Raw genomic sequence first — 26,711 nt, 5'->3', positions numbered from 1 at the left:
GATCTTACTCCGCTGCGAGATGTGTTGCTTTTTTCTTGGCGGCATGGGCCAACAGCCCTTCGCGCACCCAACGCCCGTCATCCCAGGCTTTGTTGCGGGCCTCCAGACGTTCGACGTTGCAAGGGCCATTGCCCTTGAGAACATCAAAGAATTCATTCCAATCGGGTTGGCTAAAGTCCCAATGGCCGGTCTCTTCGTTGAACTTCAAATCGTCGTCAGGAACTGTCAGGCCAAGGTAATGGGCCTGAGGTACAGTCTGATCGACGAACTTTTGGCGCAGCTCATCGTTGGTATTCACCTTGATCTTCCAGGCCATGGATTGCGCGGAATGCACGGATTCAGCGTCGGAGGGCCCGAACATCATCAGCGATGGATACCAGAACCGGTTGAGCGCATCCTGCGCCATCTTGCGCTGTGCTTCGGTGCCTTGGGCCATCTTCATCATGATGTCGTAGCCCTGACGCTGGTGGAAAGATTCCTCTTTGCAGATCCGGACCATCGCGCGGGCGTAGGGGCCATAAGATGTCCGTTGTAGAGGCACCTGATTCATGATCGCCGCGCCATCGACCAGCCAGCCGACCGCACCCATATCGGCCCAGGTTAGGGTCGGATAATTGAATATGGAGGAGTATTTCATCTTGCCCGATAGCAAGTCGCGGGTCAGCTGATCGCGGCTGACACCGAGCGTTTCAGCGGCACAATAAAGATAAAGCCCATGGCCTGCTTCATCCTGCACTTTGGCCAGCAGGATCGCCTTGCGTTCCAGCGTTGGTGCGCGGGTGATCCAGTTGCCTTCGGGCAATTGGCCGACAATTTCGGAATGCGCATGTTGGCCTATTTGGCGGATTAGGGTCTTGCGATAGCCATCCGGCATCCAATCCTTTGGCTCAATCTTGCCACCCGCATTGATCCGCTCCTGAAAGGCGCGCTCATCCGGGTCCATGTCTTCGAGGGATTTAACCCCCTCGCCGGTCGACTTGATCATCTGTGCATACATCGTTCAGGTCCTTTCAAGAATTAGGGCAACGCCTTGGCCAACGCCCACGCACATAGTGCAAAGCGCATAACGGCCCTGAGTTCGTTTCAATTGTAGAGCGGCGGTCATCACCAACCGCGCACCGGACATGCCCAAGGGGTGACCGATAGCGATGGCACCGCCATTGGCATTCACATGGGCGGCATCATCCGGCACGCCCAAGGCCCGCAGGGTTGCAATGCCTTGGCTGGCGAATGCTTCGTTCAGTTCAATCACGTCCATTTGGTCGATGGTCAGCCCAGCGCGGTTCAACACCTTTTGGCAGGCGGGGATTGGGCCGATGCCCATCACGCGAGGTTCGACCCCGGCGGCAGACATCGCAACGACACGCGCGATCGGTGCCAGGTTGTGTTCTTTGGCCGCCTGTTCAGAGGCAATGAGCATCGCAGCCGCACCGTCATTCACGCCGGAGGCATTGCCAGCGGTCACGGTCAGATCCGGCCCATTGATGCCGCGTAGTTTTCCCAGCTTTTCGGCAGTTGTACCGGGGCGCGGGTGTTCATCGCGCTCCACGACAATGGCGTCGCCCTTACGCTGCGGGATGGTAACGGGGGTGATCTCGTCAGCAAAAACGCCCGCTGCATCTGCAGCGGCCCAACGTTCCTGACTGCGCTGGGCAAAGGCGTCTTGATCGGCGCGGCTTACGTCGTGGTCTTCGGCGACGTTGTCGGCGGTCTGCGGCATGGAATCGACGCCAAACTGCGCTTTCATCTTTGGATTAACAAAGCGCCAGCCGATAGTGGTGTCATAGACCGCATTCCCGCGGGAAAAGGCGGTCTCGGCTTTGGGCATCACGAAAGGTGCCCGTGTCATGCTTTCCACTCCACCCGCGATGGCCAGATCCATATCACCTGCGCGAATGGCACGGGCGGCCGTTCCGACAGCGTCCATGCCAGAGGCACAGAGCCTGTTGATTGTGGCGCCGGGCACATCCACCGGCAGCCCCGCCAACAAGGACGCCATACGCGCCACGTTCCGGTTATCTTCGCCCGCCTGATTGGCGCAGCCATAGATAACGTCGTCAACTTTGGCCCAATCCACCTGTGGATTACGGGCCATCAATGCCGCGATCGGTACAGCCGCCAGATCATCCGCCCTGACAGAGGCCAAAGCCCCGCCGAACCGACCGATAGGTGTACGCTGCGCGTCACAGATAAATGCCTGCATGAATCACTCCCTTTGACGGACAAGCCTAGGTGATCCGATTCCACCAAACAAGAAAAATGTTACTAAGTTTGCAAAACGGCTATCTATCGGTAACGCTTTTGATACGAAGCATCGCCAAACCTGTAAACAGCCAGCAGGGCGTATCTCTATTTAAATGTTATTTTATAATAGCTTAACGACAGATCTGTATGATCAGGCCAAAAGCTCTTCTAGCCGGTGCGCACCTGCGCGCAATATCTCGATAAAGCCGATAAGATCGTCCAGATCGTGGCGTTGGATCGGCGCGTGAATAGACAGTGTCGTCAGCAACCGGCCCTGCGTGTCGCAGATCGGTGCGGCAATCGCGGCCATGCCTTCCATAAACTCCTGATTGTCGGTGGAGTAGCCTCGCTCGCGGATTTTGGCGATATCCACCAACAGATCATCCGGATCCACGATAGAACTCGGGGTCTTTTGTTCCAGCGGCATGGATTGCAACAACCGCCGCAGTTTGTCCTGCCGCATGGACGACAGGTACATCTTTCCACTGGCCGTGCAATGAAACGGAACCCGCGTGCCAACAGGCAGCTGGATGCGCAGGGGCCAATGGGTTTCGACGCGGTCCAGATAGACCATGCCATAGCGCCCCGGCGCAGCGAGGTTGCAGGTTTCGCCCACATCCTCGGCCAGTTTCTTGAGCACGATTAGACGTTCGGTGCGCACCCGTTGAGATGACAATGTATTGGCAGACAGCACGCGCAGCCGGGCGCCGGGCCCAAAGGACCGACCGTCCAGATCGCGTTGCAGAAACCCTTCCTCTTCGGCCGTCGCCAAAAGCCGGTGAATTGTGGGCTTGGGCAGGTCCAGTGCAGCGCTCAATGCGCGCGGCGAGACCGGCGCACCCTCCTTTGCAATTTGCTCAAGAATCTTCAGCAGACGCAAATTGGTCGGGATCTGTCCTTTGGCACTCTCTGACGGGTTGTTGGGCATCGGTTTCCTTTACCTGTCTGGGACGAGCCATAGGGCAAGGTCCGGTGTCAGAGCAACCACAATCCAGACCACGTTGAGCGAAATCAGATACATCGAGGAATAGCGCAACAGGCCAAATGACCGAGAAGTAGATCGGATCACCCGCAACCAAGTCACACAAGTGTCAATGGTCCGGCGACATCGTTCAGGGCCTTTAGCAGTAGCTAAAGGTTCCAATTTTCCAAAGAATTTTCTGAAAATTTGGTGCCCAGGAGAGGAATGTAATTCCTGTATGTAGCGGTTTGAGGTTGTCCGAAGCAGACTTCCATGATCTATGATACTTCGTGAAAAGCCTTTATCTGCTGGATCTAACTGTCTTGTGTTGTCCGATAGTGTCTATTACTGTTCTCAACATATTGAGGGGGACTGTAAGGGGGACCGTTTGGCCAGGATATCGAATAGACTTCATCCTAATGAGATTTCAACTCTTGCCCCCGGAAAGCACGCTGATGGCGATGGTCTTTGGTTGTATAAGGGCAAAGAAGGCGGCGCAAAGTGGGTGTTGCGTGTCACGGTGCATGGGTCAAGAAAAGAGATGGGGCTGGGTCCTTACCGGACCAGTGGTGGCGTTTCTCTCAAAACAGCTCGCCAAGAGGCTGCGAAGTGGCGGACCATTGCCGCAACCGGATTGAACCCGATAAGGGAGAGAGACCGTTTTCGACGCGAAGCTGAACGCAACCTGCATACTCTTCGAGATGTCACTGCTGATGCATTTGAGGCCAGGAAAGCGGAACTAAAAGGTGACGGCAAAGCAGGTCGTTGGATGTCTCCTTTAGAAAACCACATTCTTCCTAAACTGGGCCATATCCCTGTATCGGAAATAACCCAAATAGAAATCCGCAACACTATTGCCCCTATTTGGCATACAAAGGCGGACACCGCCCGAAAGGCAGTTAACCGTCTCGGCATTGTTTTGAAGCACGCAGCCGCGTTGGATTTGGACGTTGATTTGCAGGCGACAGAGAAGGCAAGAGCACTGTTGGGCAAGTCACGCCACAAACCGACCAACATTCCATCAATGGATTGGCAAAACGTTCCCGAGTTTTACGCTAGCTTGAATGATGGTGGCGTGACGCATTTGGCATTGCGTCTGTTAATCCTCACGGGGTTGAGGTCCGCTCCAGTGCGGTTCGCAAGCTTGGAGCAATTCGAACAGGACGTTTGGACCATTCCGGGTGAACTGATGAAAGGCAAGCGAGGCAAAACGCCGGACTTCCGCGTCCCGCTATCCACCGAAGCGATGGCAACGATTGAAGCCGCAAAAAAGCTGAGCCGGGATGGATACCTTTTCCCAAGTGTGCGCAAAGGGGTCATTTCCGATGCCACCATGAGCGCCTATATGAGGCGGAACGGCCTCACTGCGCGACCGCATGGGTTTAGGGCGACCTTCCGCAATTGGGCGGAAGAGGTTGCTGGCGCAACTGAGATGGTTGCTGAAACATCGCTAGCGCATGTCGTTGGAGGATCAGTCCAGCGGGCCTACCGCACGACGGATGTGTTGGAGAAACGGCGGGCGCTGATGCAGCGTTGGGCCGATCACCTGTCAGGTCAGACGGGAAGTATCGCCCGGCTGCTTGCGCAATGAACGGCCTCACTCTTCCGGGCTATCGGAGTTGTCCAGATGCGCTCAACGATATGCACAATGAGCACTTGAGCGCAGAGGAATGGAGTTGGCTATCTCTGGGGAAATACGACGAAAGATGCCGATTGCGTTCTGCGCAGCGGCAAGGTGCCATGGAAACGTTGAACAAGCTCCAGTCCGAATTATTCCAAGGGAAGCTGACTGCGTGGCTCGCAAGCCATGAGGGATTGCAGCAATTACCGGCCACAACCTTTGCCTCTGAGGAAGCAGCCATGTGGTTAGCAAATGGAAAATATAGAGGAGGCACCAGCCTCTTGATTGGGCCAGATGAGGGTCAGATTCAAAAGGAGTCAAATTCGCGGTCGGAGGACAATTCGGAGCGCAGCAAAGGGGGGCGCCCTAATATCTCTCGTGATGCAGCGCTGGTCTATTGGACACTTTTTCCTGACGATCACACTGAAGCTCAGGACGCGCAGTCCGGCAAGCCACCAACATGGAAGCAGGTCCTTGGGCGCGTCAACGAGGCGTTGGATTGGGCAAATCGGGAGCAAGTTGGCCTCTCAACCTTGCAAGGGGCACTAAAGTCCGACCCTTCCAAGGGTAACTAGGTTAAAGACGCGCTTAGATTTACAGGCCGGTCACCCAGAAACACCTCACTAATCGCCCAAGAACCTCAAGTAGCGGTTTCTGAGTTTCTGGGTATCTATCAATATCAACCGCTTACGGACAATTTCATTTGCATGACTTAACTCAAGCAGAAGGATGGCGAAAATGTCCAACAAGCCAACATCCCCCAACGCAGACAAATTCATCACGCTGAACCAGCTTCGCGAAAAGCTGGCAGGCCGCGCGCGCTCAAGTATCTATTTGGACGTTGAGCACGACCGCCTGCCAAAACCAATGAAGCTGGGCGGCAAACTGTATTGGAGTTCCAACGCAGTTGATGCTGCAATGGCAGAACTTCAAGCCTTCTAAAGAAAACCACCACCCGCAAGGTGCAGGCAGTGGCGGTATTTCTTTTCGGCGGACTTCGAACATTCCAAGAGTTATCGCAAATGCCAGCGCCTTTCAATCCTGAAGGGAAAGCGGATCATGACACCTAACGAGCAAAACACCCCCCGATCAACGGACACAGGTTGCGTCACGCACAAAACAGACTTGCCCAATAACTCCCCGATCCAGATCAATTACATCAGGCGCTATTACGGGCTCAATGTCGCACAAGCGAGCATGATTGCGGCGTTGGCCTGGGGAGCCTCCAAATGAGGGATTTCGCCAACATAGCCCCGAGCATTCCCTTTCTTGCCAATGCTTCTGCATCCGGTCTCGATCAAATCCACGATCGTTTCCTGAGTGAGGTCAAGTTCCTTGAGCGCAATTCTATTCAGCGTGGGGGCTACCCGGAGCCCAACGTTCAACTGACAATTGATGAAGCCCGCATCATGGCGGCAAACCTCAACCGTGCGGCGCATTTGCTGCGCAAAGTTGCAGAGGGCACATTATGAACGGCACGATCAACCCCGCACAATTGAGCGCAGACCTTGGCGGCAAGTGGCACGGCGGCTACGGCGTTGCACCTTGCCCGGTTTGCCAGTCTGCACGCCGGAAAGACCAAACCGCATTAACCGTCACGGCCAAAGACGACAGATTGCTGTTGCACTGCAAAAAGAGCGGGTGCGACTTCAAGGATATCTTGGTGGCGTCGGGCATTACTCCCGGCACCGTCGAAATTGACCAGATGGCTTTGGCAAATGTGCAGCGCGAACGGAAAGTGCAGGCCGCGAAACTCATGGACCGCGCGCGCAACATCTGGAACCACGGCCAGTCAATCGCAGGCACTCATGGCGAAACCCACCTCTGGGGGCGGGGTATCACATGCGCCTTGCCCGACACACTGCGCTGGTTGCCAGACGCATATCACGGGCCAAGCGGACAATATTGCGCGGCGATAGTCGCGGATGTTGCACCAACTGGCGGCATTCACCGGACGTTTTTTACAAAGAAAGGGCAGCGATTGGATAAATCAGCCAAAATGATGCTGGGGCCATGCTCAGGCGGCGCGGTGCGCCTGTCTGACTCTGTTGGGCCCCTCGTGGTGTGTGAGGGCATTGAAACGGGCCTCAGCCTTATGTCTGGCCTTCTCAGCGGCTCCCATGCGGTTTGGGCGGCATTGTCCGCCAGCGGCATAAAGGGCCTCACACTGCCAAAGCGCCCCGGCCAGCTTGTCATTGCCAGCGATGGTGATGAAGCGGGGCGCGCAGCGGCGTCCTCACTTGCGCACACCGCGACAGGATTGGGCTGGAAAGTTTCCACAATGCCTGCACCTGACGGGCAAGATTGGAATGATGTTCTGCAAAGCGGGGTGGCGGCATGACTGTTCTCAAGCCAACACCCTTCGTCGAGGAAGGCCCGCAGCCGTTGTTACGCGAGATTCCGAAAGGCGAAGCGTATCCCGTCCACGCCCTTGGCCCCCTCCGCGCAGTGGTGGAGGCGGTGCAGGCAACGACGCAGGCCCCTGTCGCCATCGCCGCGCAATCTGCCCTGTCTGTCGCCTCATTGGCGGTTCAGGCCCATGCCGATGTTGAAACCTTAGCGGGCTATGCCCCTGTATCCCTGTTTTGCCTTACGGTGGCGCAATCGGGGGAGCGCAAAAGCGGATGCGATAAACTGGTGATGTCCGGTTTGCGCGAAATCGAAAGGGGTCGTGCATCCGATTACCGCGATGAGTTGGCGGCGTGGGATTGTGACCATAAGCTTTGGTCAGCCAAGCGTGACCGGATGGTCAAAGAGGCCGCGGGCAGCAATGCAGCAAAAGCACGTGACGCTGAAGCTGATCTTGCGAATTTGGGGCCAGCACCTGCGCAGCCACAATCACCAAAGATCACAACGGCTGAGCCCACACTTGAAGGGCTTGTGAAGTTGTATCTCACAGGCCAACCGAGCCTTGGGTTGTTCTCAGATGAGGGCGGTGGCTTCTTGGGTGGTCACGCCATGAACAGTGACAACCGCTTGAAAACGGTCGCTGGTCTGTCTGGGCTTTGGGGCGGCGATGCCTTGGACCGGGTACGTGCGGGGGACGGTGCAACCACGCTTTATGGCAGACGCCTTGCGGCGCACCTTATGGTGCAGCCAGTTGCGGCCCGTCCATTGTTGGCTGACCCCGTCGCCAGCGGTCAAGGGTTCTTGGCAAGGTTTCTGATTACCGAGCCGCCCAGTGCGATTGGCACCAGATTAGGCCAGACAGGTGAGAATGTAGCCGATGTAGCGATTGTAGCAGCGTCCGCACGTCTTTCTGGGATTTTGGGGCATCCGATGCCAACCGTCGAAGGTAACTTACATGAGCTTGAGCCGCGCGCATTGCGCTTGTCTGATGAGGCCAAAAAGCTGCTGTTTGGTTACTATCGCAGCACAGAACTTGAACAGGCACCGGGCGGTAAGCTGGAACAGGTGAAGTCCTTCGCGTCAAAGTCACCCGAACAAGCCGCCCGTATCGCTGGTGTTCTCACGCTTTGGTCAGACCTTGGGGCAACGATTGTAAACTCCGAGGCGATGATCTGCGCAATAGAATTGGCTCAATTCTACCTCTGGGAGGCAAAGAGACTGGCAGAGGCCGCGACAGTTTCCGAGGAAATCGACCGCGCTGAAATGCTGCGCCATTGGATTCTTGATAGTTGGCCTACAATAGCGGCGGGGCAAAACCGCGATGCTGCCACCATTGTACCGCGAGACGTTGTTGTTATGGGGCCAAATACCCTCAGGGAGACGAATGCAGTCAAAAAGTTGATGAGTGTTCTTGAATCACATGGTTGGCTTCTGCGCCTTGAGCAAGGCGTTGTGATCGACGGGAAAGCACGCCAATTAGCTTACCGGATTGTGAGGGCCTCATGAAGCTTTTTGACCCCCGCGCCGAACTGGCAGAAATCAGGAAACAGAGGCCGACCGCTGCTACACCCGCTACATCGGCTACACAGACAGCCAAAACGCATCCTCATGTAGCGAAAGTAGCGGATGTAGCAGTACCCCGGCCTGAAATCTCAGAAATTCCGACAAACGACATGGGACATGGCTTTGCCATTAATGGCCACCCGAAAACATGGACGGGCAACATCGTTTCGTTGGATGCGTGGCGCGGGCTTTCCGATTGGGAACGGCATGGTCCGAATGGTCGGGTGTGGTGTGGGGTTTGTCGAGAGTGGATTGCAGATTGCGAACACATCAAAACGACGAAGGAATATGGGCTCTGAACTGCAATTCTTTGCGCGTTCAACGAAAAGCTGGTCTGGGATGAGCCGACCTTCGCTGCGCGGCTAACGAACTGACGCAACGCGGGACGAAGCCGCCTTTTGCCTTTCACTGAGGTAGGTCCGCATTTCGTGATTTTGGACTTTCGTTGCTCTGCCACGTGGATTTAACAAAGGGGGTACTGAATGCGTTTCTCGGTAGGCCGCAAAGCAGTCTCTCCCGATGCGAATATCGCAAACCATTGCTACTGATCAATCACCGGGCGGCGGAGTGTCGGGCAGGCCAAGCTGGCGGAGAATGGCGTATTTTCGCTCCGGTGTTGAAGTATCGATATATGGAACGTCCCAGCGGCGCATAGCTTGGATCGATAAATTGGGATCAAGGGCGAGTGCTTCTGCGATCAGGCGTTCTGCCTCCACCACGTTGCCCAAGCCAAAATTCGGCACGGCGGCGATGGCAAGGAAATGGGCACGGAACGCAGGCGGCCCTCGTTCAACCCATTCATCCGCCAGCTTAAGAGCTGCGTCATGATCGCCGATGTCGATATTGGCTCCGAATTCATCGGCGACGACCCACCAGGGCGGGATAACGTAGATGCGCTTGGCCCGAATGAAGTACGGTATCGCTGCGCGGGAATCACCTGCGTATTTTAACACCCAGCCAAGGAGTGCGACTGCGTCGCTATCGCCCGGCGCAGCTTCAAACGCTCTGAGTGCATGCTTCTTTGCGTCCCCGGGCCTCCTTTGCATCAATCGCGTGATGGCCAACGCGGTATCGGCATAGTAGTTGTTTGGCTCAAGCTGGTGCGCCTTTTTCGCCAAATCTGCGGCCTTTGCCAATGTTGCTGCCGGGTCTTTTGCAATGCCGAACCGGGCTTCGAAAAAATAAGCGAGCGCAAGCGAGGAATAGGCCTGAGAATAAGATGGATCGAGCGAGATGGCTTTTTCGATGAGCTTTCGGGATTCCGCTAGCGCCTGCGGAGTATAGCGCCGTCGGCTGGCGTTGCCTTTAATGTGAAGTGTCCATGCCTCGAGGTCTCGCGTGCCCTGGGTCGCGCGCGCAGAATCGGTGACTGAATAGTCCGTGGTGGTATAGGTTCTGCGCTGTATGGACTGTGCGACGAAGAGTGTTATTTCGTCCTGCACCGCGAAAATGTCATCGACGGGGCGGTCGTAGGTGTCGGTCCAGAGATATTTTCCGTCCACACCGTCAACCAACTGAGCGGTAACACGGATGGTTTCGCCGGAAAGTTGGACAGAGCCTTCGAGGATGTAGCGGACGCCAAATTTTTCGGAAACTTCCCGCACATCTGCCGCCTTGCCCTTGTAAGTGAAGGTGGAGCTGCGAGCGATCACCAGCGTGTTTGGAAGGCGTGCGAGTGCCGAGATAATGTTCTCTGAAAGCCCGTCGGCGATGTACTCTTTCTCTGCCCCGTCCGAGCCAAGATAGTCGAAAGGCAGCACAGCAATTGAAGGGCCTTCGGGCAATTCTTGAGTCATTTTCGTTGGGTCTGCAGGTGTGAAATCAGGGCTGGTCACCCACCAGGCCGAAGCCGCAACAAAAACAGCTACTGCGAAGGCCGCAAGACGCATTGGAGATCGGTAGCGGTTGGCTCTAGGTGTAGCTGTTCCGTCAAGTAGGACGCTAAACGCTTCTATCGGCTCAGAGATGTTCTTCAAGCTCTGCAATCCCAAAGATTGAAAGGTGACCCCCGCCTTGGCACCGACCTGATCTGCTACGGTACGTGAAACACAAATGCCGCCTGGGTCGGCGATCCCCTCCAATCTGGAGGCGACGTTGACGCCGTCGCCGAAGATATCCCCATCTTCAAAAATAATATCGCCCAAGTTGATGCCAATTCGAAGGCAGACACGGCAGTCTTCGGAGACGTCAGTTCCGCGTGAGGCCATTTCGGTCTGGATAGCGACAGCGCATCGAACTGCGTCTACAACCGAACCGAACTCCGCTAATATTCCGTCGCCCATCAATTTTACGAGACGGCCATTATGAGCTTCGAGGGCGGGTTTGACAGCCTTGTCGATTGCAGATTTGACGGAAGTGAGAGTCTGAGCCTCGTCCGCGCCCATTAGGCGGGAATAGCCGACCACATCAGCGGCGAGAATGGCCGCGAGACGGCGGGATTGAGGTTCGACCATGTGCTGACGCTCCAAAACTAAGGGACGTTAGCACGTACGTGATTGGGCTCAAAGTACCGAGACGCTAAAGGGTATCACCATTGCCGGAGAACCCCTAAAGGGCTCGTACGCGAAGAACTGTTACTCTGGGGTGGTGTTGGCCCGACACACTAAGTGGCTGCGGTAAACTGATGTCCGGATCGTAGTGCTTCACGAACGTACGACTATCCTGCAGCATTGGTCAAAAAGGGCTCTTCCGGCACCTTCGCTGTAACTGTCGCTAGTGGCCGGTTCGGGAAGTAACGCCGTTCGCTGCGCTGAGGTCGAACCGTTAAGATGCGGACAAAAGGTGAATTCGCTGCGGTTGCACAACTGGCTGCATTCGTGGGCTTTGCGGACCTTCAACTTGGACAAGTCTGCCTTTTGCAGCTACGGCTATCGCTGATGCAGCATTTGTTCTCTTCACTGCGCATAACAGGTTTCGCTAAAACGGCCATTCAAATTCACTAACTAGTCTTGCTGGGTCTCAGCTTGGCGGATGTCAGGAGATACGCGCACCTTTCGCCCAAACGCCACGGAGCACCGGGGTGCCTTGGTCCTTATTCACCCTCAAGACATCACCGCGAAGACCTGTTTGCAGGCTACCCCGATCCGGCAATCGCGCCGCGATTGCGGGTGTGCGGGTCACTGTTGCAATCGCACGTGGCAGATCGCCCCAGAGATCCGCGATGCGGAAGGCCGACATCAACAACCCACCGGGCACATAATCAGATGACAGAATATCCAGCAGATCGCTTTTGGCTAGGTCCATGGCGGCGACGTTGCCGGAATGTGACCCGCCACGGATGACGTTGGGCGCGCCCATCATGACCGCAATGCCATGGTCACGGCAGGCTTGTGCGGCCTCGCGGGTGGTTGGAAACTCTGCGAACCCGACGCCGTTTTGTTGCGACGTCACAACGTGATCGCGCGTGGTGTCATCATGGCTGGCTAGAACCGCACCCAGCCGCTTGGCCTCTAACACGGCGCCCTTCTCGTGCTTGTCGCTGAACTGGGCCTGTAACCTTTTCAGGTTCGCCACATGCTCTGCAAAGTCGTTGTCATCCATGCCACGTTTCTTGGCGACATAGGTGCGTAAGGCGGTCAGGTCGCGGAATTGACGTTGACCGGGGGTGTGATCCATCAGGCTGACGATCCCAACACGGTCATCGGGCGTGAACCGGGCCAATTCTTCAAGAAGGGTTTCAGAACAAATTTCCGCGCGCAGGTGCAGAAAATGGCTGATCTTGAAGACACCGATGGCGCGGGCGGCCAAAAGCTCGTCGGCCACCGCGCGGGCGTAATCAATGTAGCGTCCTTTCCCAGAATGGATGGAACCGGCGCGCAAAGCGTCAAAAACAGTGGTAATCCCGACCGATGCCAACTCCGCATCATGGGCGATCAGTGCGGGCAAATGCGGCCAGTCGACTTCTGGGCGTGGTTCCATATGCCGCTCTAGGTTGTCGGTATGCAACTCGACCAGACCCGGCATCACGAAATCGCCCGCGCAATCCAAACTTCCGTGGGGTCGATGATCACCTTCGACAATGTCAGTAATCACGCCTTGCTCAATCGTGATGGATCCTGTCAGAACTTGATCCGACAAGACCAGGCGCGCATTGGAAAGGCAAAGGTCGTCTGACACAGAAGTGTCATCTGAGTGGTCCATAGCAGAAGGCCTAAGAGGATAATTCATGACATATACTCGTTTCGCGATTTATGACGCGCCGATCGATGACACATTGGCCAACTTCGGGGCGGTTTGGCTGGGCTGGGATGTGCGGACAGGCACCGCCACTCGTCAGGCAGATGTGCCCGGTTTGGATGACATTACTATGACACCACGCAAATATGGCTTTCACGGGACGTTGAAGCCGCCGTTCAGGCTGGCGGATGGCCGATCTTTGGATGAATTGCAGACAGCGGCCGCAGGATTGGCTGGGCGTTGCGCACCTGCATCGAGTGGTGGTCTGACGCTGACGACATTGGGCGGATTTCTGGCGTTGACCCCGACGGGTGATCTGACCGCGTTGGAGCGCGTCGCAAGCGCATCTGTGCGCGACCTCGATGCCTTTCGGGCCCCAGCGCCCGAGGTCGAATTGGAAAGACGTCGCAGCGCAGGTCTGAGCGCGCGCCAAGAGGCTCTGATGCTGGAGTGGGGCTACCCTTACGTGATGGAGGAATTCCGGTTCCACCTGACGCTGAGCGGGCGTTTGCCCGAGGCGGATCGCACCGCTTGGATGAACACAGCGCTGGCGCACCTGCCGCCCTTGGCGGATCGTTATGATTTGGGCGGCATCGCTTTGTGCGGTGAGCGTCCCGATGGGCGATTTGAACTCATCCAACGCTACACCCTCACCGGTTGAAGCATTGACAGGGCATTTGCGACGGTGTCCTCAAGCGCGCCATCATTACTGATAGTCATCACCTTCAACTCATTTGGCAAAGGTTTGGCCGCTTGGGCCAAACGTTTCGCAATCTGCGCCTCGCTTTCGCGGCCCCGTACCTTGAGCCGCGACGCAAGCGTTTCGGGCCTTCCGGTAATACTGAGGACACAAAAATGGGCAAAGGCCGCATCACCTGCCAGCAGCGCAGAACGTGAAAAATTTGCGAGGCAGTCCTGTCCTCGGGCCAAAACAGTTTGGATGGATGCAGGTATGCCGTACAGCAAATCGTGCGCGCCCCAATGCAAGGCAAATTTCCCACTTGCGGCCATGTCGTTGAATTCTGCCACGCTGACTGCATCGTAGTCTTCACCACCGAGTTCCGGCGCGCGGGTAATCGTGCGGCGTACAAGATGCAGCGATGGATCTGCCTCGGCGAGGCCCTCCAAGACGCTGTCCTTGCCCACTCCGGACGGGCCGACCACTGCAATGAGGCGCCCGTTTTTCATGCCGCAATTCCGGGCGTAAATTGGCTCACGTCAATTTCACGGTCACAGACGCGGTCGCGGGCCGCTTCGTCGTGAAAGATACCGATGATGGCGGCACCACGGGCCTTGGCCTCTTCGATCAAAGACAAAACTACCTCGCGGTTGGCGGCATCAAGGCTTGCCGTGGGTTCATCCAGCAGCATCGCGGGATAGGGATGGGCAAAGCCACGTGCAATGTTTACGCGCTGTTGTTCACCCCCCGAAAAGGTTGTGGGTGACAGGGCCCAAAGCCGCTGTGGAATATTAAGTTTTGCCAACAACTCTTTGGCACGGGCTTGCGCAGTTTCGGCGCTGGCACCGACGGCGCGCAGCGGTTCGGCCACCACATCCAGCGTCGGCACGCGCGGTACAACCCGAAGGAATTGGCTTACGTATCCAAGGGTCTCGCGGCGCAGGGCGATCACGTCGCGTGGTTCGGCCTGCACCAAGTCGGCCCCGTCGATAAGGATTTGCCCGGCCTGGGTCAGGTAATTACCATAGATCATCCGCATCAGTGTCGATTTGCCCGCACCTGACGCACCAGTCAGCGCGACACATTCGCCCGCCGCCACAGATAATGACACATCATTGATAACTTCGATCACCGCACTGCTTTGATTGTGCATCGTAAAAGTCTTGGACACGTTTTTAAGTTCAATCATTCTCACACCTGCAAAACAGAACTGACGAGGAGTTGGCTATAGGCGTGCTGGGGATCGTCGAGGACCTGATCCGTCAGGCCCGCCTCCACCACGTGGCCATCTTTCATGACCATCAATCGATCCGCCAACAGCCGCACCACGGCGAGGTCATGGGTGACGATGATCGCAGATAATCCCATGTCGCGGACCAACCCGCGCAACAGATCAAGCAGCCGCGCCTGAACCGACACATCAAGCCCGCCCGTCGGTTCGTCCATGAACACCAGCCTTGGCCCTGTCACCAGATTGCGGGCGATTTGAAGGCGCTGTTGCATCCCGCCAGAAAACGTTGTGGGGCGATCATCGACGCGGGTGGCGTCAATTTCCACGCGGCCAAGCCAATCGGTCGCTTTGGCGCGAATGTCACAATAATGACGTTCACCAACCGCCATAAGGCGTTCGCCCACATTGCCGCCCGCGCTGACGCCCATGCGCAGCCCGTCACGGGCGTGTTGATGCACAAAGGCCCAATCGGTCCGTGACAACATGCGGCGTTCAGGTTCGGACATCGTCACGGTGTTCTTGGGGCCATCACTGCGTGTGTCGAACACAACCGCGCCTGCGTCAGGTGTCAAATGTCCTGCCATACAGTTGAGCAAAGTGGACTTACCTGACCCGCTTTCCCCGACAATCCCCATGACCTCACCGGGGTAAAGATCAAACCCCACATCTTTGCAGCCGATATGATGACCGTAAAATTTAGTGATCCCTTGGACCGAAAGCAAAGGTGTCATGCCGCGTCCCTTCCGTTCATCGTGCCGGTGTTGCCTGCGGCCTGTCTTGCCTCGCAGAAATCGGTGTCTGAACACACAAACATCCGGCCGCCTGTATCGTCGGTGATTACCTCATCGAGGTAACTGTTTTCCGCCCCGCACATTGCGCAGGGATGGTCCGGTTTAGAGGCCTCAAAAGGATGGTCTTCGAAATCGAGAGACACCACCTGCGTGTAGGGCGGCAGCGCATAAATGCGTTGTTCACGGCCCGCTCCAAACAGTTGGATTGCCGCCATATCGCCAAGTTTGGGGTTGTCGAATTTCGGGATTGGGGATGGGTCCATGACATAACGCCCCTCAACCTTGACCGGATAATCATATGACGTCGCGATGTGGCCGTGGCGGCTGATGTCTTCGTAAAGCTTCACATGCATCAGCCCGTATTCTTCAAGGCTGTGCATCTTGCGGGTCTCGCTTTCGCGGGGTTCCAAGAACTGCAAAGGCTCGGGGATCGGCACTTGGTAGACAAGGATCTGGCCCTCACTTAGACGCTCTTCGGGGATGCGGTGGCGTGTTTGGATGACGCTCGCCTCTGACGTTTTGGTCGTGGTGGCGACCCCCGCCGTGCGCTCAAAGAATGTGCGGATCGACACGGCATTCGTTGTATCATCCGCTCCTTGATCGATCACTTTGAACCGATCGTCCGGCGTCATCACCGCCGCCGACACCTGCACTCCACCCGTGCCCCAGCCATACGGCATCGGCATTTCACGGCTGGCAAATGGCACCTGATAGCCGGGAATGGCGAGCCCTTTGAGGATCGCGCGGCGGATCATCCGTTTGGTCTGTTCGTCAAGATAGGCGAAGTTATAATCGCTCATAGCAAGCTCCGTACTGAGAGGTCTTTGCGCAGGGCCTCCGGCCCTTTGAAATGGATCGCGTCCATGCCTGCCGCCCGTGCGCCCAAGCAGTTGTGCAGCCCATCGTCGATGAACACGCACCGTTCAGGTGCGACATCGGCGCGGTGGCACAATAGGGCGTAGATTTCGGTTGAGGGTTTGATGACACCGACCTCGCCGGACACCACGGTCGTGCCGAAGACCTCCAACAACTCGGGATGCGCCTTGCACCCTTCGGGCCACGTTTCCGCCGACCAATTGGTGATCGCATGAACAGGCGTTCCAGCGTCTTTCAAGGCATATAGAATGTCCCAAGTGCCGGTGATCTTGGCGGGGACTGAGTGTTGATACCTCTCAACATATCGGCCGAGCCGTGCCGCATCATCAGGGTCTGAAACTTGGGAGGCAGCCAGCGCAAATGTCGCGCCTGCATCACAGGCGAGGTTCAGCTTGTCAAAGGCTATCCGATCCATGAAAGCGTGCGCTTCAGACGCGTCCATCTCTTCAGCCCATGCCAGATGTGGCCGCCAGTCAATCAGCACGCCGCCGATGTCAAATACCACAGTATCGGGGCTCATTCTGCGGCCTCCCGTGCTGTGTTTGCACCCGCCTCTTCACGCAGCTTTCGCACCAGTTCCAATTCGGCTTGGAAATCGACGTAGTGGGGCAATTTGATGTGCTCAAGGAACCCGGTCGCCTGAATATTGTCCGCATGATACAGCACAAATTCAGCATCCTGCGCAGGCGCGCCTTCGTCTTCTTCGCCAAGCTCTTCCCAGCGCAGTGCGCGATCAACCAGTGCCATTGAAATCGCTTTGCGTTCGGTTTGGCCAAAGACCAACCCGTAGCCACGTGTGAACTGTGGCGGCTCAGATTTTGAGCCGGTGAACTGGTTGACAGTTTCGCATTCGGTCAACGTGACCTCGCCGATCTCGATGCTGAACCCCAGTTCTGGGATGTCCATTTCGACAGGCACAGCCCCAATGCGCAATTCGCCGACAAAGGCATGATTGCGCGCATAGCCACGCTGGGTGGAATAGGCCATGCCAAGTGTGAACCCTTCGTCCGCACGGGTGAGTGCCTGCAAGCGCAAGCTGCGCTCTGCAGGCATTTCAAGCGGTTCGCGGGTCAGGTCTGGGGGTGTGGTGTCATTGTGTCGGGCCTCTTCGATCAACCCTCCGTGGTTGAGGAATTCAGCCACATGGGGGACGTCGCCGGGCGTCGCCTCGCGTGTCGCGGCCTCTGGCACCTCCCCTTCGGCAGCGAGTTTGAAGTCCAGCAGACGGTGCGTGTAATCAAACGTCGGCCCCAAAACTTGTCCGCCGGGCAGGTCTTTGAATGTCGCCGAAATGCGCCGATCACAGGCCATCCTTCCCGTGTCGATGGGCAAAGATGCGCCAAAACGGGGCAGCGTGGTGCGGTAGGCACGGATCAGAAAAATCGCCTCAATCAGATCGCCGCGCGCCTGCTTGATCGCAAGGGCCGCAAGGTCAGGATCATAAAGCGATCCTTCGGCCATGACACGATTGACGGCCAATGCTAGCTGTTCGCGGATTTGCGCGATGTTAAGCTCGGACACGGAGGTATCGCCACGGCGTTCTTCGACAAGCCAAGCGTGCGCGTTCTCAATCGCCCGCTCGCCGCCTTTCACAGCCACATACATCAGAGCGCTCCTTTGTACGAAACAACCGTTGTGCGCGGCAGGGCCGCCACGCGGTCGCAACAGGTAAAGATAAAATCAAGACCAAGCGGGAAACGCCCAGAATTGTGCTGAAACGCCTCAGTCTCAGGCAGGGACAGGCTGTGCGTGTTCTTGATGCCGGGGCCGGACAAAGTGGCACCCGTCGGCTCTAGCCGCTCGGCCTGAACGATCAGCGTGGCAGAGCGATCAGGGTATTGCGGTGTGCCAATTTGATAAGCGCTCAGCGGCACAAGGTCGTCCCAGCTGCCAACTGCGAACATGCAATGAGACGGCCCAACAACCGGCGCGCCCGTGTGAAATGCGACCCAAGTCCGCACGGCATCGCAATCTAGCAGGCCTGCCAGATGGATCGGCGTATCCGGGTCACACAACGTTAGCAAAACAGCGCCTGTCGCAAGGGAAAGCGGCGCAGGCGGTGCGGCGCCACTGACGTCAAGGATTGTACCGGGGCGGGCCATCGCCTCCATCACCTGACGAAACGCCGCCGCAGAGGCGGTGGCAGGGTCGGCAAATCCACCGCTGAGGGTCTGGGCCTGCATCAGTCTTCTCCTCGCACCATTGTAAAGAAATCAACCTTTGTGGCGGCGGCTTTGGCCGCGCGCGCGTTCCTTTTGGCCGTCTGTTCTGCGTCGAGCAGATCCAGCACTTGCGCCTGCAACGTTGCCGCTTTCGACGTTTGCATCAGAGCATCCACGACGGCCACGGCCTCTGCATCGGCCTTACTGCGCCCTTGAATGTAGGCATGGCCGACCTCGCCGGTGGCAAGGGTCAGCGCACAGCGCGTTACGGTGACTTCGCCCAAATTGAACGGCCCACCCGTTGCACCTGCGCGAGCCCGCACCATTGTGCTGCCAACTTCGGGTGCACGTAGCCATGTGAACGCAGGGCGCGTCATGGCCTCATCCAACAGGCTGGCAACGCGGCCCGCAGGGGCTTTGGCCATAAGGCCGAGCCAGCGTTGGCGCGGTGCATGGTCTTCGTTCATGTCTTTCATCTCGACAACTTTTCGATTTACTATACAACTAGACACATATTAACAGATCCGATCGATTCCCCCAGCGGAGATTTGTGAATTTTGCGTGACACTTCCCCCAAGACCCCGATCTGGCAGGCCATTGCGCAAGCCTTGCGCAGTGATCTGGCCGAAGGTCGCTATGCGCCCGGGGACAAGCTTCCAACCGAGGCCGCCTTGGCCGAGCGGTTCGGGGTCAACCGCCACACTGTGCGCCACGGGATTTCTGCATTGGTGGACGAAGGATTGATCCGCACGCGGCGCGGAGCGGGGGCTTTTGTGGCCTCAACGCCCACCGATTATCCCATCGGGCGCAAGGTTAGGTTCCATGACAATCTCATCGCGGCAGGGCGATTGCCCGAAAAGCGCGTTCTGCTGGTCGAAGACCGGTTTGCGACAGACGGCGAGGCACAGGCGCTCGCCATCAATGCGGGTGAACCAGTCTGTTCTTACCACGGGCTATCCTTGGCCGACGCACAACCCATCGCAGTGTTCGAAAGCGTCTTTCCATTGGCGCGGACCCCTGGCATTTCAGAAGCGTTTCGCACGCAGGGCAGCGTCACCGAGGCTTTGGCCACCGTCGGTGTGGCAGATTATACCCGCGCATCCACGCGACTGACAGCTGTGCGTGCGGGCGCTACGCAAGCACTGCACTTGCAAGTGGCTGAGGGGGATCCGCTGCTGCGATCCTCAGGTGTGAATGCTAATCTGGAAGGGAAGCCCGTCGAATACGGGCGCACCTGGTTTGTCGGAGATCGGGTTAAACTAACCTTGGAAAACTAAAACGGCCCCGCCCGAAACAGGCGAGACCGATGCGTTCCGATGGGCAGGACTATTCGAGACCCATGCAGTTCGCATAATACGTCACAGTCGCGGGCCAATCCGAAAAGATGCCCTCAACGCCCACGTCCTGCGCAAGAACGTCGATCAATTCATACATCACGCCGTCGCTGTTCACCGCATCTGCGATAGACCGGTAATACCAACCCCCACCATTCACGAGCGGGCCAGAGCGTTCGATGGTCCAGGTGATGATGTTGAGGTCTGCAGCTTTGGCTTGGATGGCCAGTTCGGACGGGACGATTTCGCCATTTTCAAGTGTGACCAGCATCCACGTGGGTGGCGCGATGTAGTTGACGCCCATGGCCTTAAGTTCTTCCATGGCATTTGGCCAAGTAGACGCATCCATCGGGGAATAGCCTTCAATGTCGTATTCATCCATGAGATACACGGCCTGCGCACCGAACTCTGGCGCGGCCTCGATCCAGTAAAGCACGTCTTCGAGGTTGAACGATTGCAACCAGACATCAGTCGCAGGAACGCCCGCGGCGACATATTCGTCGACCAGCTTTTGGGCGTAGTCCTGTTGCGTGAAGCCGTTGAACGGCATCTCGACCGAGGGTGATTTGAGTTCAGGCGTGAACCGCGCGCCAAGGTCGCGAAACAATCCGATGGATTCAGCGTGTGTCATCAGCATTGCAGGTTCAGCCGAATATAGATCGGTGCGAAAATCCGCTGTGCCGTCAAGATAGGCCTCTACCGTTGTGGCGGTGCTATCAGCGGCGTCCATCTTGGGCGTCAAGCTGCGATATTCGTCAAGCGTAATTTCGGATGTACGGCATTCGGCGGTGGCACTAGCATCTCCAAACGCTGGCGTAAAGGGCGTTGTGCAGGTTGAGGCCAGTGGCGTGGCAAGGATGTTGGTCGTTGTATGCAAATCGTTCTGCGCGTGCCGGCACACCAATTCAAGGTCTTCGGTGAACGTCACATCACATTCCAAAATGCCCGCCCCCATCAAGGCCGCCGCGCGGTTGGATTCAACCGTGTGCTCTGGAAACTGCATCGGCGCACCCCGGTGTCCGATGGAAAACAGCGAGCGTGACGCATCTTGATTTTGGCAAGACTGCAACTGATCCTTCAGTGGACCGTCTTCCATCCGGTCGATCAGGTAAAACGGACGCGGGCCGTATTCAACGCGGTCAAGCGTTTGTGCGACGGCAGGTGCCGCGGCGAGCGTGGCTGTTGTCAGTGCGATGAAACGAAGCATGATGTTCCCCTTTGGTGGTCATTCTGGCTCGGGGTAATCGCGTTGTGTGACTGCCCCATAACAGAAACGTCAAAGGTTTATGAAAGCAGGTCGCCGCGGGGTTAGTTTTCGTATTTTTCCAAGAACGCGTCGGCCTTCAGGGCCCGAAAATCGTCCAGCGCCTCGCGCAATGCATCATGGTCCCAATCCCACCACGCCAGCGCAACAAGACGGTCCGCGATGTTGCGTGGCTGGCGCAACCGTAAGGGTTTGGCGGGTGTCCCAGCAACGATTGTGTAGGGATCGACATCCTTTGTGACTACGGCCCCTGCCGCCACGACCGCGCCGTCACCCAAAGTAACCTCAGGCTTAACCATCGCACCCGCCCCGACCCATGTGTCGTGCCCGATGTGGGCGATACGGGATTTGCGATGCGAAAAGAACGCCTCATCCCACGTCGTGTCATCCCAATAATCCGCAGAGCGATAGAGGAAATGGTGACAGGCGGCGGTGTCCAAAGGATGGTCCGTCGCACCGATCCGGCTGAACGCTGCGATATTGGCGAATTTTCCAATCTGCGCATTCGCGATGTCGGCGTAACGGTCACAGTAGGAATAATCCCCGAAGGTCGCGTTATTCAGGCGGCTGCCACGCCCGATTTCCACGTAAGCACCAAATGTGCTGTCGGTGATATCGCAATCGGGATGGATGAAAGGGTTGGTCGCGCTTAGTCGGGGCATGATCAAAATTCTCTTTCTTCGCCGGTAAATCGAAAAAACTTACCCGTCTCTGCAAGGGTCAGTCCTGCGGAAATATCAAGGAAGCCTGCAGCTACGTCGTCTGGGTCTTCATCTGCGTCCATCCCACCCATGTCCGTGCGCACCCAGCCCGGATCCACAAGAACGACAAGGATCCCGTCAGGTTCCAGCGATGTGGCAAGGCCTTGCATCACTTTGTTCAGCGTGGATTTTGAGGCGCGGTAGGCGATCTGTGTCGGCTTGCGATACCTCATCCACGCCATTTGGGACGACACGTTCACAATCCTGGGGGCTCTACTTTCGCGCAGGCGCGGCAGCACCGCTTGGGCCTCGGCCAAAGGGGCCAACGTATTCACCGATAAGGTATGGGCAAATCCATACCAATCCATGTCCAACGGCGTTTGATGTTCTGCCTCAGGCCCGATGACGCCTGCGTTGTTGATAAGCACGTCAACGGGAGGGATATCTGCCAATTGCGCAGCGATGCGTGCCGGATCATCAAAGATAAGCGGCACAGTTCCGTACCGTCCGTCGCGTGTCGTGCCAATGACGGTATGTCCGCGCGCGGTGGCACCCGCCATCAACGCGGCCCCAATGCCGCGGTTCACACCCGTAATCAAATAGGTCGTCATCCGTCTTTGCCGCCAATCAATTTACCACGCAGCCAGCCCGACAGCCAGTCCATCAACATGACCATCACAATGATCAGGATGATGTAATATGCGACTTCCTCCCAGTCTTTTTGCGTTTGGATGGCTTGCGTCAACATCAGGCCAATGCCGCCGCCCGTGATCGCGCCGATGATCGTCGCAGAACGGGTATTGGATTCGAGGAAATAGAGCACCTGTGCCAGCAGCACGGGAACGACTTGCGGGATTACCCCGAACCGATACCGTTGCAGCGGTTTGGCACCGGTCGATGTCACACCTTCGATCTGTTTGTCATCGACGTTTTCTAGCGCCTCAGAGAACGTCTTGCCGAATGTTCCCGTGTCGGTGATCAAGATAGCCAAGGCACCGGTCAACGGGCCCGGTCCGAACGCACGGGCAAGAATCACGGTCCAGATCAGCGCATCCACACCGCGCACGAAATCAAACAAGCGGCGCGTGGCTGCACGCAACAATAGGACTGGTGTAAATCGTTTGGCGGCTAGGAACGCCAGTGGCAGCGCGATGATCGCAGCCCCCATGGTCCCTAAGAACGCCATCAGGATGGTCTCACCGATGGCCCATGCGATATCCTTATGGCGCCACATCTTGTTGTGCCAAAAGTCCGCCACTGCGCCGTTGATGTTGCCACGACCCGGGTCGATCTGTGCGCCGAATAGGATCTGCCCGATACCGACGCCGTGATAGGGGCTGTCGAGCGTGAACCAAAACAGCTCCCAGCCCGCGAAATAGTTGAACACTTCGGTCTTGGACCCCGTAAGGGTGATCCGACCCTCGGGCGTTGTGATCGCGACACGGCGATCTGAGGCGTTGATCCAATCAGGCAGATCAGCGGGCAGATTGGTAGTGACCTTACGGCCTTCGGCCTGTGCTTCGACCAGACCAAAGCCCGGAATGTTCACCTGGGTGCGGTTGTCTGACAAGAAACGTACAGTGGTGTCGCCACCAAGATCAACCTTGACAACGTCGGTGCCGCTGACCCACGCGGGACGTGCGCCTTCGGGGTATTCGCCCTTGCGCTCGCCTTCAACAGCATAGGCGATTTCGCCGTTCCGGTTGTCGCGGGTGACGTGAACCTTGTGCGACCAGATATCAGAGGCCAGCGTGCGTGCATTGTCCACATTCACACGCTGGACCAAGCCCGGCACATCAAAAGCAAAGAAGATATAGGCAAAGTAGACCAAGATCACCGCAGGCACGCCGAAAGCGAACAAACGTTTGCGACGAAACAGACCATCTGCATGGATTTTGGCGGTTTGGATATCTACGGCAGTCATTGGGCCTGTCCTTCGGTCAAACGGTTGCGGTAGCGGCTTGAGACTTGGTCAAAGAAAACGATTGTTCCGAACAGCAGGACAAAGATCGCGGCGGCCTCATCAAACCGGCCCGGTCCCCAAGCCATCGCATTGCGCAGCTCGTACCCAATACCCCCCGCACCAACAAAGCCCAGAATGGCTGAGGCGCGGATGTTAATTTCAAACCGAAGCAGCGTGTAGCTGACGTAGTTTGGCGCAACCTGCGGCAACACGCCCAGCAGCATCCGCTGTGTCCATGTGGCTCCTGTTGAGGCCAGTCCTTCAACGGGTTTCAGGTCAGCATTCTCAGCCACTTCAGAAAACATTTTGGCCAATGCACCGGCCGTGTGCAGTGCAATCGCGATCATCGCAGGTACAGGTCCACCGCCCAAAACGAAGATCATAACCAGCGCGATCACGATTTCGGGGATTGCGCGCAGAATGTCGGAAAATCGGCGAAACAGCGGGATCAAACTTGGCCATTTCGCAAGGCCTCGCGTTCCCAACAGAGACAGGATCAGGCCACCAATGGCGCCGATGATCGTCGCCACCGACGCGATATTGATGGTTTCAACAAGGGCCGGGAAAAACTTGGCAATCAGGACTGGCAGGTCTGCGCGCTTTTCCCATGCTTCGGCAAAAACTTCGCTAGGGTAGTCGCCAATTTGATGCAATCCTTCCCAGAACCCACCTGCATTTCGGTCGTCCGCCACGTTAAAACCAGACACCATCAAGACCACGAAGATGAGCAGCGCCAAACCACTATAGAGCCTGCGCCGTCCCACTTGGGCAATATAGCTTTCACGAATGTTCCCGATGCTTGGCACGCTTGCTGTGTCTTGTGTTGTCATGATGTCCCTGCACAAAAATACCGGCCGCCTCGCAGAACCGAGGCGACCGGTGTCGTCATAAAATAACTTAGCCGCCGATTTTGGCTTTGCGGGCCTCAACGATAGAAATGTATGTGTCATGCGTAACTGGCTGTGCGCCCAAGCCGTCGCCAGAAAACACGCCGTAAGAGCACTCGGGATCGTTTTCATACAGGTTATCAACGAGTTCGGTCATCGTCGCTTTGACGTCAGCCGGCAGGCTCTTGCGTAGAACGACCGGACCTTCAGGGATCACAGCGGACTGCCAAATCTGCACAAGATCGTTCATGTCAACGAGACCCGCGTCAACCGCCTTGCGCAACGCGCCTGAATCGTAGCCATCTTCCCAGTTGTCGTTCAGGCCAGCCGCCCAAGTCACGCCACCATCGATGTCGCCGTTTGCCACGGCAATAATCGTCTGTTCATGGCCGCCAGTGAACTTAACTTCGCCGAAGTAGTCTCCAGATTCCATCGTGATGCCGTCTTTGTACTGAGGAATCTCAATCGATGGGATCAGGTAGCCTGATGTGGAGTTTGGATCACCAAAGCCAAAGACTTTACCCTCCATGGCGTCAATGCTGTCGATGCCACTGTCAACACGCGCAAAGCCGATGGAATGATAGCCGATGGAACCATCAAGGTTTACTTTGACAAGCACAGGCTCGACCGCCTCTGGATTTTGCAAGTATGTTGCCGCGTATGATGATGCGCCCAACCACGCCATGTCGAGTGTGCCACCAAGCAGACCCTGAATGACGCCATTGTAGTCAGCCGGAGCAAATATTTTCGTCTCAACGCCAAGGGCTTCGGATGCGTATTCCTGCAAGCAAGCGTAGCTGTTCAAACGGTCCTGTGCGTTTTCACCGCCAAGGACACCAATACGGAATTCGGTGATTTCATGGCCATCTGCGTAGACGGGGGCGGCAAGTGCTGTGGTTGCCAAAGCGGCTGCGATAAACTTTTTCATCAGTGTCTCCATGGAAGGAATTGAGCGCCCCCGTGTCATACTGGGACGCAGGTAAACTAGCTCAGGCGACGACCTCGATTTTGGGCGCGTCCGTCCTGTCCAGCGTTTCGATTTCGGTTGATGTGGCGGCTTCGGAAAAGTCCGCGCCCGCCCCATAGATGTCGCGCGCGACACCGGTGGTCAGTTGTGCGGGCGTGCCGTCAAACACGATGCGGCCATCGCGCATGCCAATAACCCGGTCACAGTAGCGACGTGCGGTATCCAGTGTGTGCAAGTTGGCGATGACCATGCGGCCATCTTCTTCGTGAATGTCGCGAAGGGACTGCATCACGACTTGTGCATTCATCGGATCAAGCGATGCGATAGGTTCGTCGGCCAGAATAATAGCAGGGTCCTGCATCAGCGCGCGCGCAATGGCGACACGTTGTTGCTGGCCACCTGACAGGGCTTCTGCACGTTTGGGTGCCTGTTCAGCGATGCCAAGACGGTCCAAAATATCGATGGCTTTGTGAATGTCGGACTGAGGATAAAGGTTGAACATCGTCGCCAGCGTTGAGCGGCGGTTCAACGTTCCATGCAGCACGTTTGAGACCACATCCATGCGAGGCACCAGATTGAACTGTTGAAAGATCATCGCGCAACGCGATTGCCAGTGGCGGCGCGCGGCACCGCGCATTGCCGTCACATCTTCGCCTTGAAACAGTATTTCGCCATCTGATGCATCACTGAGCCGGTTGATCATCCGCAGAAGAGTCGACTTGCCCGCGCCTGAGCGGCCGATGATGCCAATCATCGCAGGTGCGTCAATTTGGATATTGGCAGCGTCCACGGCGATCTTATCGCCAAACTGTTTTGTCAGTCTGCTAATGGTCAGCATGTTATCCCCCGATGCGTTCTGGGGATGCTTAGGCCTGTAGTCCAACACTTGGGTGACAGTTTTGAATCATTTTTTTGAAAGTTTTATAAAGGTTGCGTGACGGT

29 protein-coding genes are annotated in these 26,711 nt (G+C 56.8%); 9 read left to right on the top strand and 20 right to left on the bottom strand.

Translation table 11 applies throughout. The features are described 5' to 3' along the window. Positions 1 to 4: 4 nt before the first annotated feature. The 3 genes from paaA to C8N31_RS02400 all read right to left on the bottom strand — a co-directional run bounded on the left by paaA (position 5) and on the right by C8N31_RS02400 (position 3,172). Positions 5 to 997 carry a 1,2-phenylacetyl-CoA epoxidase subunit PaaA gene (paaA, locus tag C8N31_RS02410; RefSeq protein WP_025047352.1) on the bottom strand — a complete coding sequence of 331 codons (993 nt, stop codon included), beginning with the start codon at positions 995 to 997 and terminating at the stop codon, positions 5 to 7. A 3-nt stretch (positions 998 to 1,000) separates the two neighbouring features. Then, on the bottom strand, positions 1,001 to 2,203 hold the full coding sequence (pcaF, locus tag C8N31_RS02405; RefSeq protein ID WP_025047351.1) for a 3-oxoadipyl-CoA thiolase: 1,203 nt from the start codon (positions 2,201 to 2,203) through the stop codon (positions 1,001 to 1,003). A gap of 192 nt (positions 2,204 to 2,395) precedes the next feature. Beyond that, complete coding sequence (locus tag C8N31_RS02400; RefSeq protein ID WP_025047350.1) at positions 2,396 to 3,172, bottom strand: IclR family transcriptional regulator; 777 nt, start codon at positions 3,170 to 3,172, stop codon at positions 2,396 to 2,398. Positions 3,173 to 3,485: 313 nt separating this feature from the next. Here C8N31_RS02400 and C8N31_RS02395 point away from each other — a divergent pair, with 313 nt between their 5' ends. The 7 genes from C8N31_RS02395 to C8N31_RS20185 all read left to right on the top strand — a co-directional run bounded on the left by C8N31_RS02395 (position 3,486) and on the right by C8N31_RS20185 (position 9,037). Next, positions 3,486 to 4,796 carry a tyrosine-type recombinase/integrase gene (locus C8N31_RS02395; RefSeq protein WP_081785646.1) on the top strand — a complete coding sequence of 437 codons (1,311 nt, stop codon included), beginning with the start codon at positions 3,486 to 3,488 and terminating at the stop codon, positions 4,794 to 4,796. After that, positions 4,793 to 5,401 carry a hypothetical protein gene (locus C8N31_RS02390; RefSeq protein WP_025047348.1) on the top strand — a complete coding sequence of 203 codons (609 nt, stop codon included), beginning with the start codon at positions 4,793 to 4,795 and terminating at the stop codon, positions 5,399 to 5,401. Before C8N31_RS02395 ends, C8N31_RS02390 begins: the two co-directional genes overlap by 4 nt. A 163-nt stretch (positions 5,402 to 5,564) precedes the next feature. After that, on the top strand, positions 5,565 to 5,768 hold the full coding sequence (locus C8N31_RS02385) for a helix-turn-helix transcriptional regulator (RefSeq protein ID WP_037917950.1): 204 nt from the start codon (positions 5,565 to 5,567) through the stop codon (positions 5,766 to 5,768). A gap of 287 nt (positions 5,769 to 6,055) precedes the next feature. After that, positions 6,056 to 6,298, top strand: coding sequence for a hypothetical protein (locus C8N31_RS20190; protein ID WP_025047346.1), 243 nt, complete (start codon positions 6,056 to 6,058; stop codon positions 6,296 to 6,298). Next, complete coding sequence (locus C8N31_RS02375; RefSeq protein WP_037917808.1) at positions 6,295 to 7,167, top strand: toprim domain-containing protein; 873 nt, start codon at positions 6,295 to 6,297, stop codon at positions 7,165 to 7,167. The genes C8N31_RS20190 and C8N31_RS02375 overlap by 4 nt, the downstream gene beginning before the upstream one ends. Then, positions 7,164 to 8,681, top strand: a complete 1,518-nt coding sequence (locus C8N31_RS02370) for a YfjI family protein (RefSeq protein ID WP_025047344.1) — start codon at positions 7,164 to 7,166, stop codon at positions 8,679 to 8,681. Before C8N31_RS02375 ends, C8N31_RS02370 begins: the two co-directional genes overlap by 4 nt. Further along, the gene (locus C8N31_RS20185) at positions 8,678 to 9,037 is read left to right on the top strand and encodes a hypothetical protein (protein ID WP_146173095.1); all 360 of its coding nucleotides are present in this window, start codon (positions 8,678 to 8,680) and stop codon (positions 9,035 to 9,037) included. The genes C8N31_RS02370 and C8N31_RS20185 overlap by 4 nt, the downstream gene beginning before the upstream one ends. Positions 9,038 to 9,286: 249 nt before the next feature. Here the strand turns inward: C8N31_RS20185 and C8N31_RS02365 are convergent, their stop codons facing one another. Both C8N31_RS02365 and C8N31_RS02360 read right to left on the bottom strand, forming a co-directional pair. Then, a complete protein-coding gene (locus C8N31_RS02365) occupies positions 9,287 to 11,191 on the bottom strand; it encodes an adenylate/guanylate cyclase domain-containing protein (RefSeq protein ID WP_025047343.1) in 1,905 nt (634 codons plus the stop codon). Positions 11,192 to 11,711: 520 nt separating this feature from the next. Next, positions 11,712 to 12,878, bottom strand: coding sequence for an alpha-D-ribose 1-methylphosphonate 5-triphosphate diphosphatase (locus C8N31_RS02360; protein WP_051544574.1), 1,167 nt, complete (start codon positions 12,876 to 12,878; stop codon positions 11,712 to 11,714). 25 nt (positions 12,879 to 12,903) lie between these two features. On the opposite strand from C8N31_RS02360, the gene C8N31_RS02355 reads away from it, so the two are divergent. Then, positions 12,904 to 13,575: a DUF1045 domain-containing protein gene (locus tag C8N31_RS02355; RefSeq protein ID WP_025047341.1), complete on the top strand. Its 672-nt coding sequence runs from the start codon at positions 12,904 to 12,906 to the stop codon at positions 13,573 to 13,575. Here C8N31_RS02355 and phnN read toward each other — a convergent pair. From phnN to phnG, 8 genes are read right to left on the bottom strand one after another with little or no spacing between them, the layout of a single operon-like run. Next, a complete protein-coding gene (gene phnN, locus C8N31_RS02350; protein ID WP_025047340.1) occupies positions 13,557 to 14,102 on the bottom strand; it encodes a phosphonate metabolism protein/1,5-bisphosphokinase (PRPP-forming) PhnN in 546 nt (181 codons plus the stop codon). The two genes, C8N31_RS02355 and phnN, sit on opposite strands and share 19 nt — an antisense overlap. Then, positions 14,099 to 14,782 carry a phosphonate C-P lyase system protein PhnL gene (phnL, locus tag C8N31_RS02345; RefSeq protein WP_025047339.1) on the bottom strand — a complete coding sequence of 228 codons (684 nt, stop codon included), beginning with the start codon at positions 14,780 to 14,782 and terminating at the stop codon, positions 14,099 to 14,101. The genes phnN and phnL overlap by 4 nt, the downstream gene beginning before the upstream one ends. Before the next feature lie 2 nt (positions 14,783 to 14,784). Next, complete coding sequence (gene phnK, locus C8N31_RS02340; RefSeq protein WP_025047338.1) at positions 14,785 to 15,555, bottom strand: phosphonate C-P lyase system protein PhnK; 771 nt, start codon at positions 15,553 to 15,555, stop codon at positions 14,785 to 14,787. Next, positions 15,552 to 16,415, bottom strand: a complete 864-nt coding sequence (locus C8N31_RS02335) for an alpha-D-ribose 1-methylphosphonate 5-phosphate C-P-lyase PhnJ (protein ID WP_025047337.1) — start codon at positions 16,413 to 16,415, stop codon at positions 15,552 to 15,554. The genes phnK and C8N31_RS02335 overlap by 4 nt, the downstream gene beginning before the upstream one ends. Then, entirely contained in the window at positions 16,412 to 17,011 is a 600-nt protein-coding gene (locus tag C8N31_RS02330; RefSeq protein WP_025047336.1) for an HAD family hydrolase, read from the bottom strand. Before C8N31_RS02330 ends, C8N31_RS02335 begins: the two co-directional genes overlap by 4 nt. Next, on the bottom strand, positions 17,008 to 18,096 hold the full coding sequence (locus C8N31_RS02325) for a carbon-phosphorus lyase complex subunit (protein ID WP_025047335.1): 1,089 nt from the start codon (positions 18,094 to 18,096) through the stop codon (positions 17,008 to 17,010). The genes C8N31_RS02330 and C8N31_RS02325 overlap by 4 nt, the downstream gene beginning before the upstream one ends. After that, entirely contained in the window at positions 18,096 to 18,674 is a 579-nt protein-coding gene (phnH, locus tag C8N31_RS02320; protein ID WP_025047334.1) for a phosphonate C-P lyase system protein PhnH, read from the bottom strand. The genes C8N31_RS02325 and phnH overlap by 1 nt, the downstream gene beginning before the upstream one ends. Beyond that, positions 18,674 to 19,129 carry a phosphonate C-P lyase system protein PhnG gene (gene phnG, locus C8N31_RS02315; RefSeq protein WP_025047333.1) on the bottom strand — a complete coding sequence of 152 codons (456 nt, stop codon included), beginning with the start codon at positions 19,127 to 19,129 and terminating at the stop codon, positions 18,674 to 18,676. The genes phnH and phnG overlap by 1 nt, the downstream gene beginning before the upstream one ends. Positions 19,130 to 19,210: 81 nt before the next feature. Here phnG and phnF point away from each other — a divergent pair, with 81 nt between their 5' ends. After that, positions 19,211 to 19,930 carry a phosphonate metabolism transcriptional regulator PhnF gene (phnF, locus tag C8N31_RS02310; protein ID WP_025047332.1) on the top strand — a complete coding sequence of 240 codons (720 nt, stop codon included), beginning with the start codon at positions 19,211 to 19,213 and terminating at the stop codon, positions 19,928 to 19,930. Positions 19,931 to 19,979: 49 nt separating this feature from the next. Here phnF and C8N31_RS02305 read toward each other — a convergent pair whose 3' ends face one another. The 7 genes from C8N31_RS02305 to phnC form a co-directional block, all read right to left on the bottom strand. Continuing rightward, positions 19,980 to 21,194, bottom strand: coding sequence for a glycerophosphodiester phosphodiesterase family protein (locus C8N31_RS02305; protein ID WP_025047331.1), 1,215 nt, complete (start codon positions 21,192 to 21,194; stop codon positions 19,980 to 19,982). Between the two features lie 101 nt (positions 21,195 to 21,295). After that, entirely contained in the window at positions 21,296 to 21,913 is a 618-nt protein-coding gene (locus C8N31_RS02300; RefSeq protein WP_025047330.1) for a DapH/DapD/GlmU-related protein, read from the bottom strand. Positions 21,914 to 21,915: 2 nt separating this feature from the next. Then, positions 21,916 to 22,563 carry an SDR family NAD(P)-dependent oxidoreductase gene (locus C8N31_RS02295; RefSeq protein ID WP_025047329.1) on the bottom strand — a complete coding sequence of 216 codons (648 nt, stop codon included), beginning with the start codon at positions 22,561 to 22,563 and terminating at the stop codon, positions 21,916 to 21,918. Next, complete coding sequence (gene phnE / locus C8N31_RS02290; protein ID WP_025047328.1) at positions 22,560 to 23,876, bottom strand: phosphonate ABC transporter, permease protein PhnE; 1,317 nt, start codon at positions 23,874 to 23,876, stop codon at positions 22,560 to 22,562. Before phnE (C8N31_RS02290) ends, C8N31_RS02295 begins: the two co-directional genes overlap by 4 nt. Continuing rightward, positions 23,873 to 24,745 carry a phosphonate ABC transporter, permease protein PhnE gene (gene phnE / locus C8N31_RS02285; RefSeq protein WP_025047327.1) on the bottom strand — a complete coding sequence of 291 codons (873 nt, stop codon included), beginning with the start codon at positions 24,743 to 24,745 and terminating at the stop codon, positions 23,873 to 23,875. The genes phnE (C8N31_RS02290) and phnE (C8N31_RS02285) overlap by 4 nt, the downstream gene beginning before the upstream one ends. Positions 24,746 to 24,812: 67 nt before the next feature. Further along, positions 24,813 to 25,730, bottom strand: a complete 918-nt coding sequence (phnD, locus tag C8N31_RS02280) for a phosphonate ABC transporter substrate-binding protein (RefSeq protein WP_025047326.1) — start codon at positions 25,728 to 25,730, stop codon at positions 24,813 to 24,815. Positions 25,731 to 25,791: 61 nt separating this feature from the next. Continuing rightward, complete coding sequence (gene phnC, locus C8N31_RS02275) at positions 25,792 to 26,607, bottom strand: phosphonate ABC transporter ATP-binding protein (protein ID WP_025047325.1); 816 nt, start codon at positions 26,605 to 26,607, stop codon at positions 25,792 to 25,794. Positions 26,608 to 26,711: the final 104 nt, after the last annotated feature.

Source organism: Sulfitobacter mediterraneus (assembly GCF_003054325.1).
GTDB classification, from domain to species: domain Bacteria; phylum Pseudomonadota; class Alphaproteobacteria; order Rhodobacterales; family Rhodobacteraceae; genus Sulfitobacter; species Sulfitobacter mediterraneus.
Note: the sequence above shows the minus strand (reverse complement) of the source record. Positions and strands in the feature narration are given on the sequence as shown.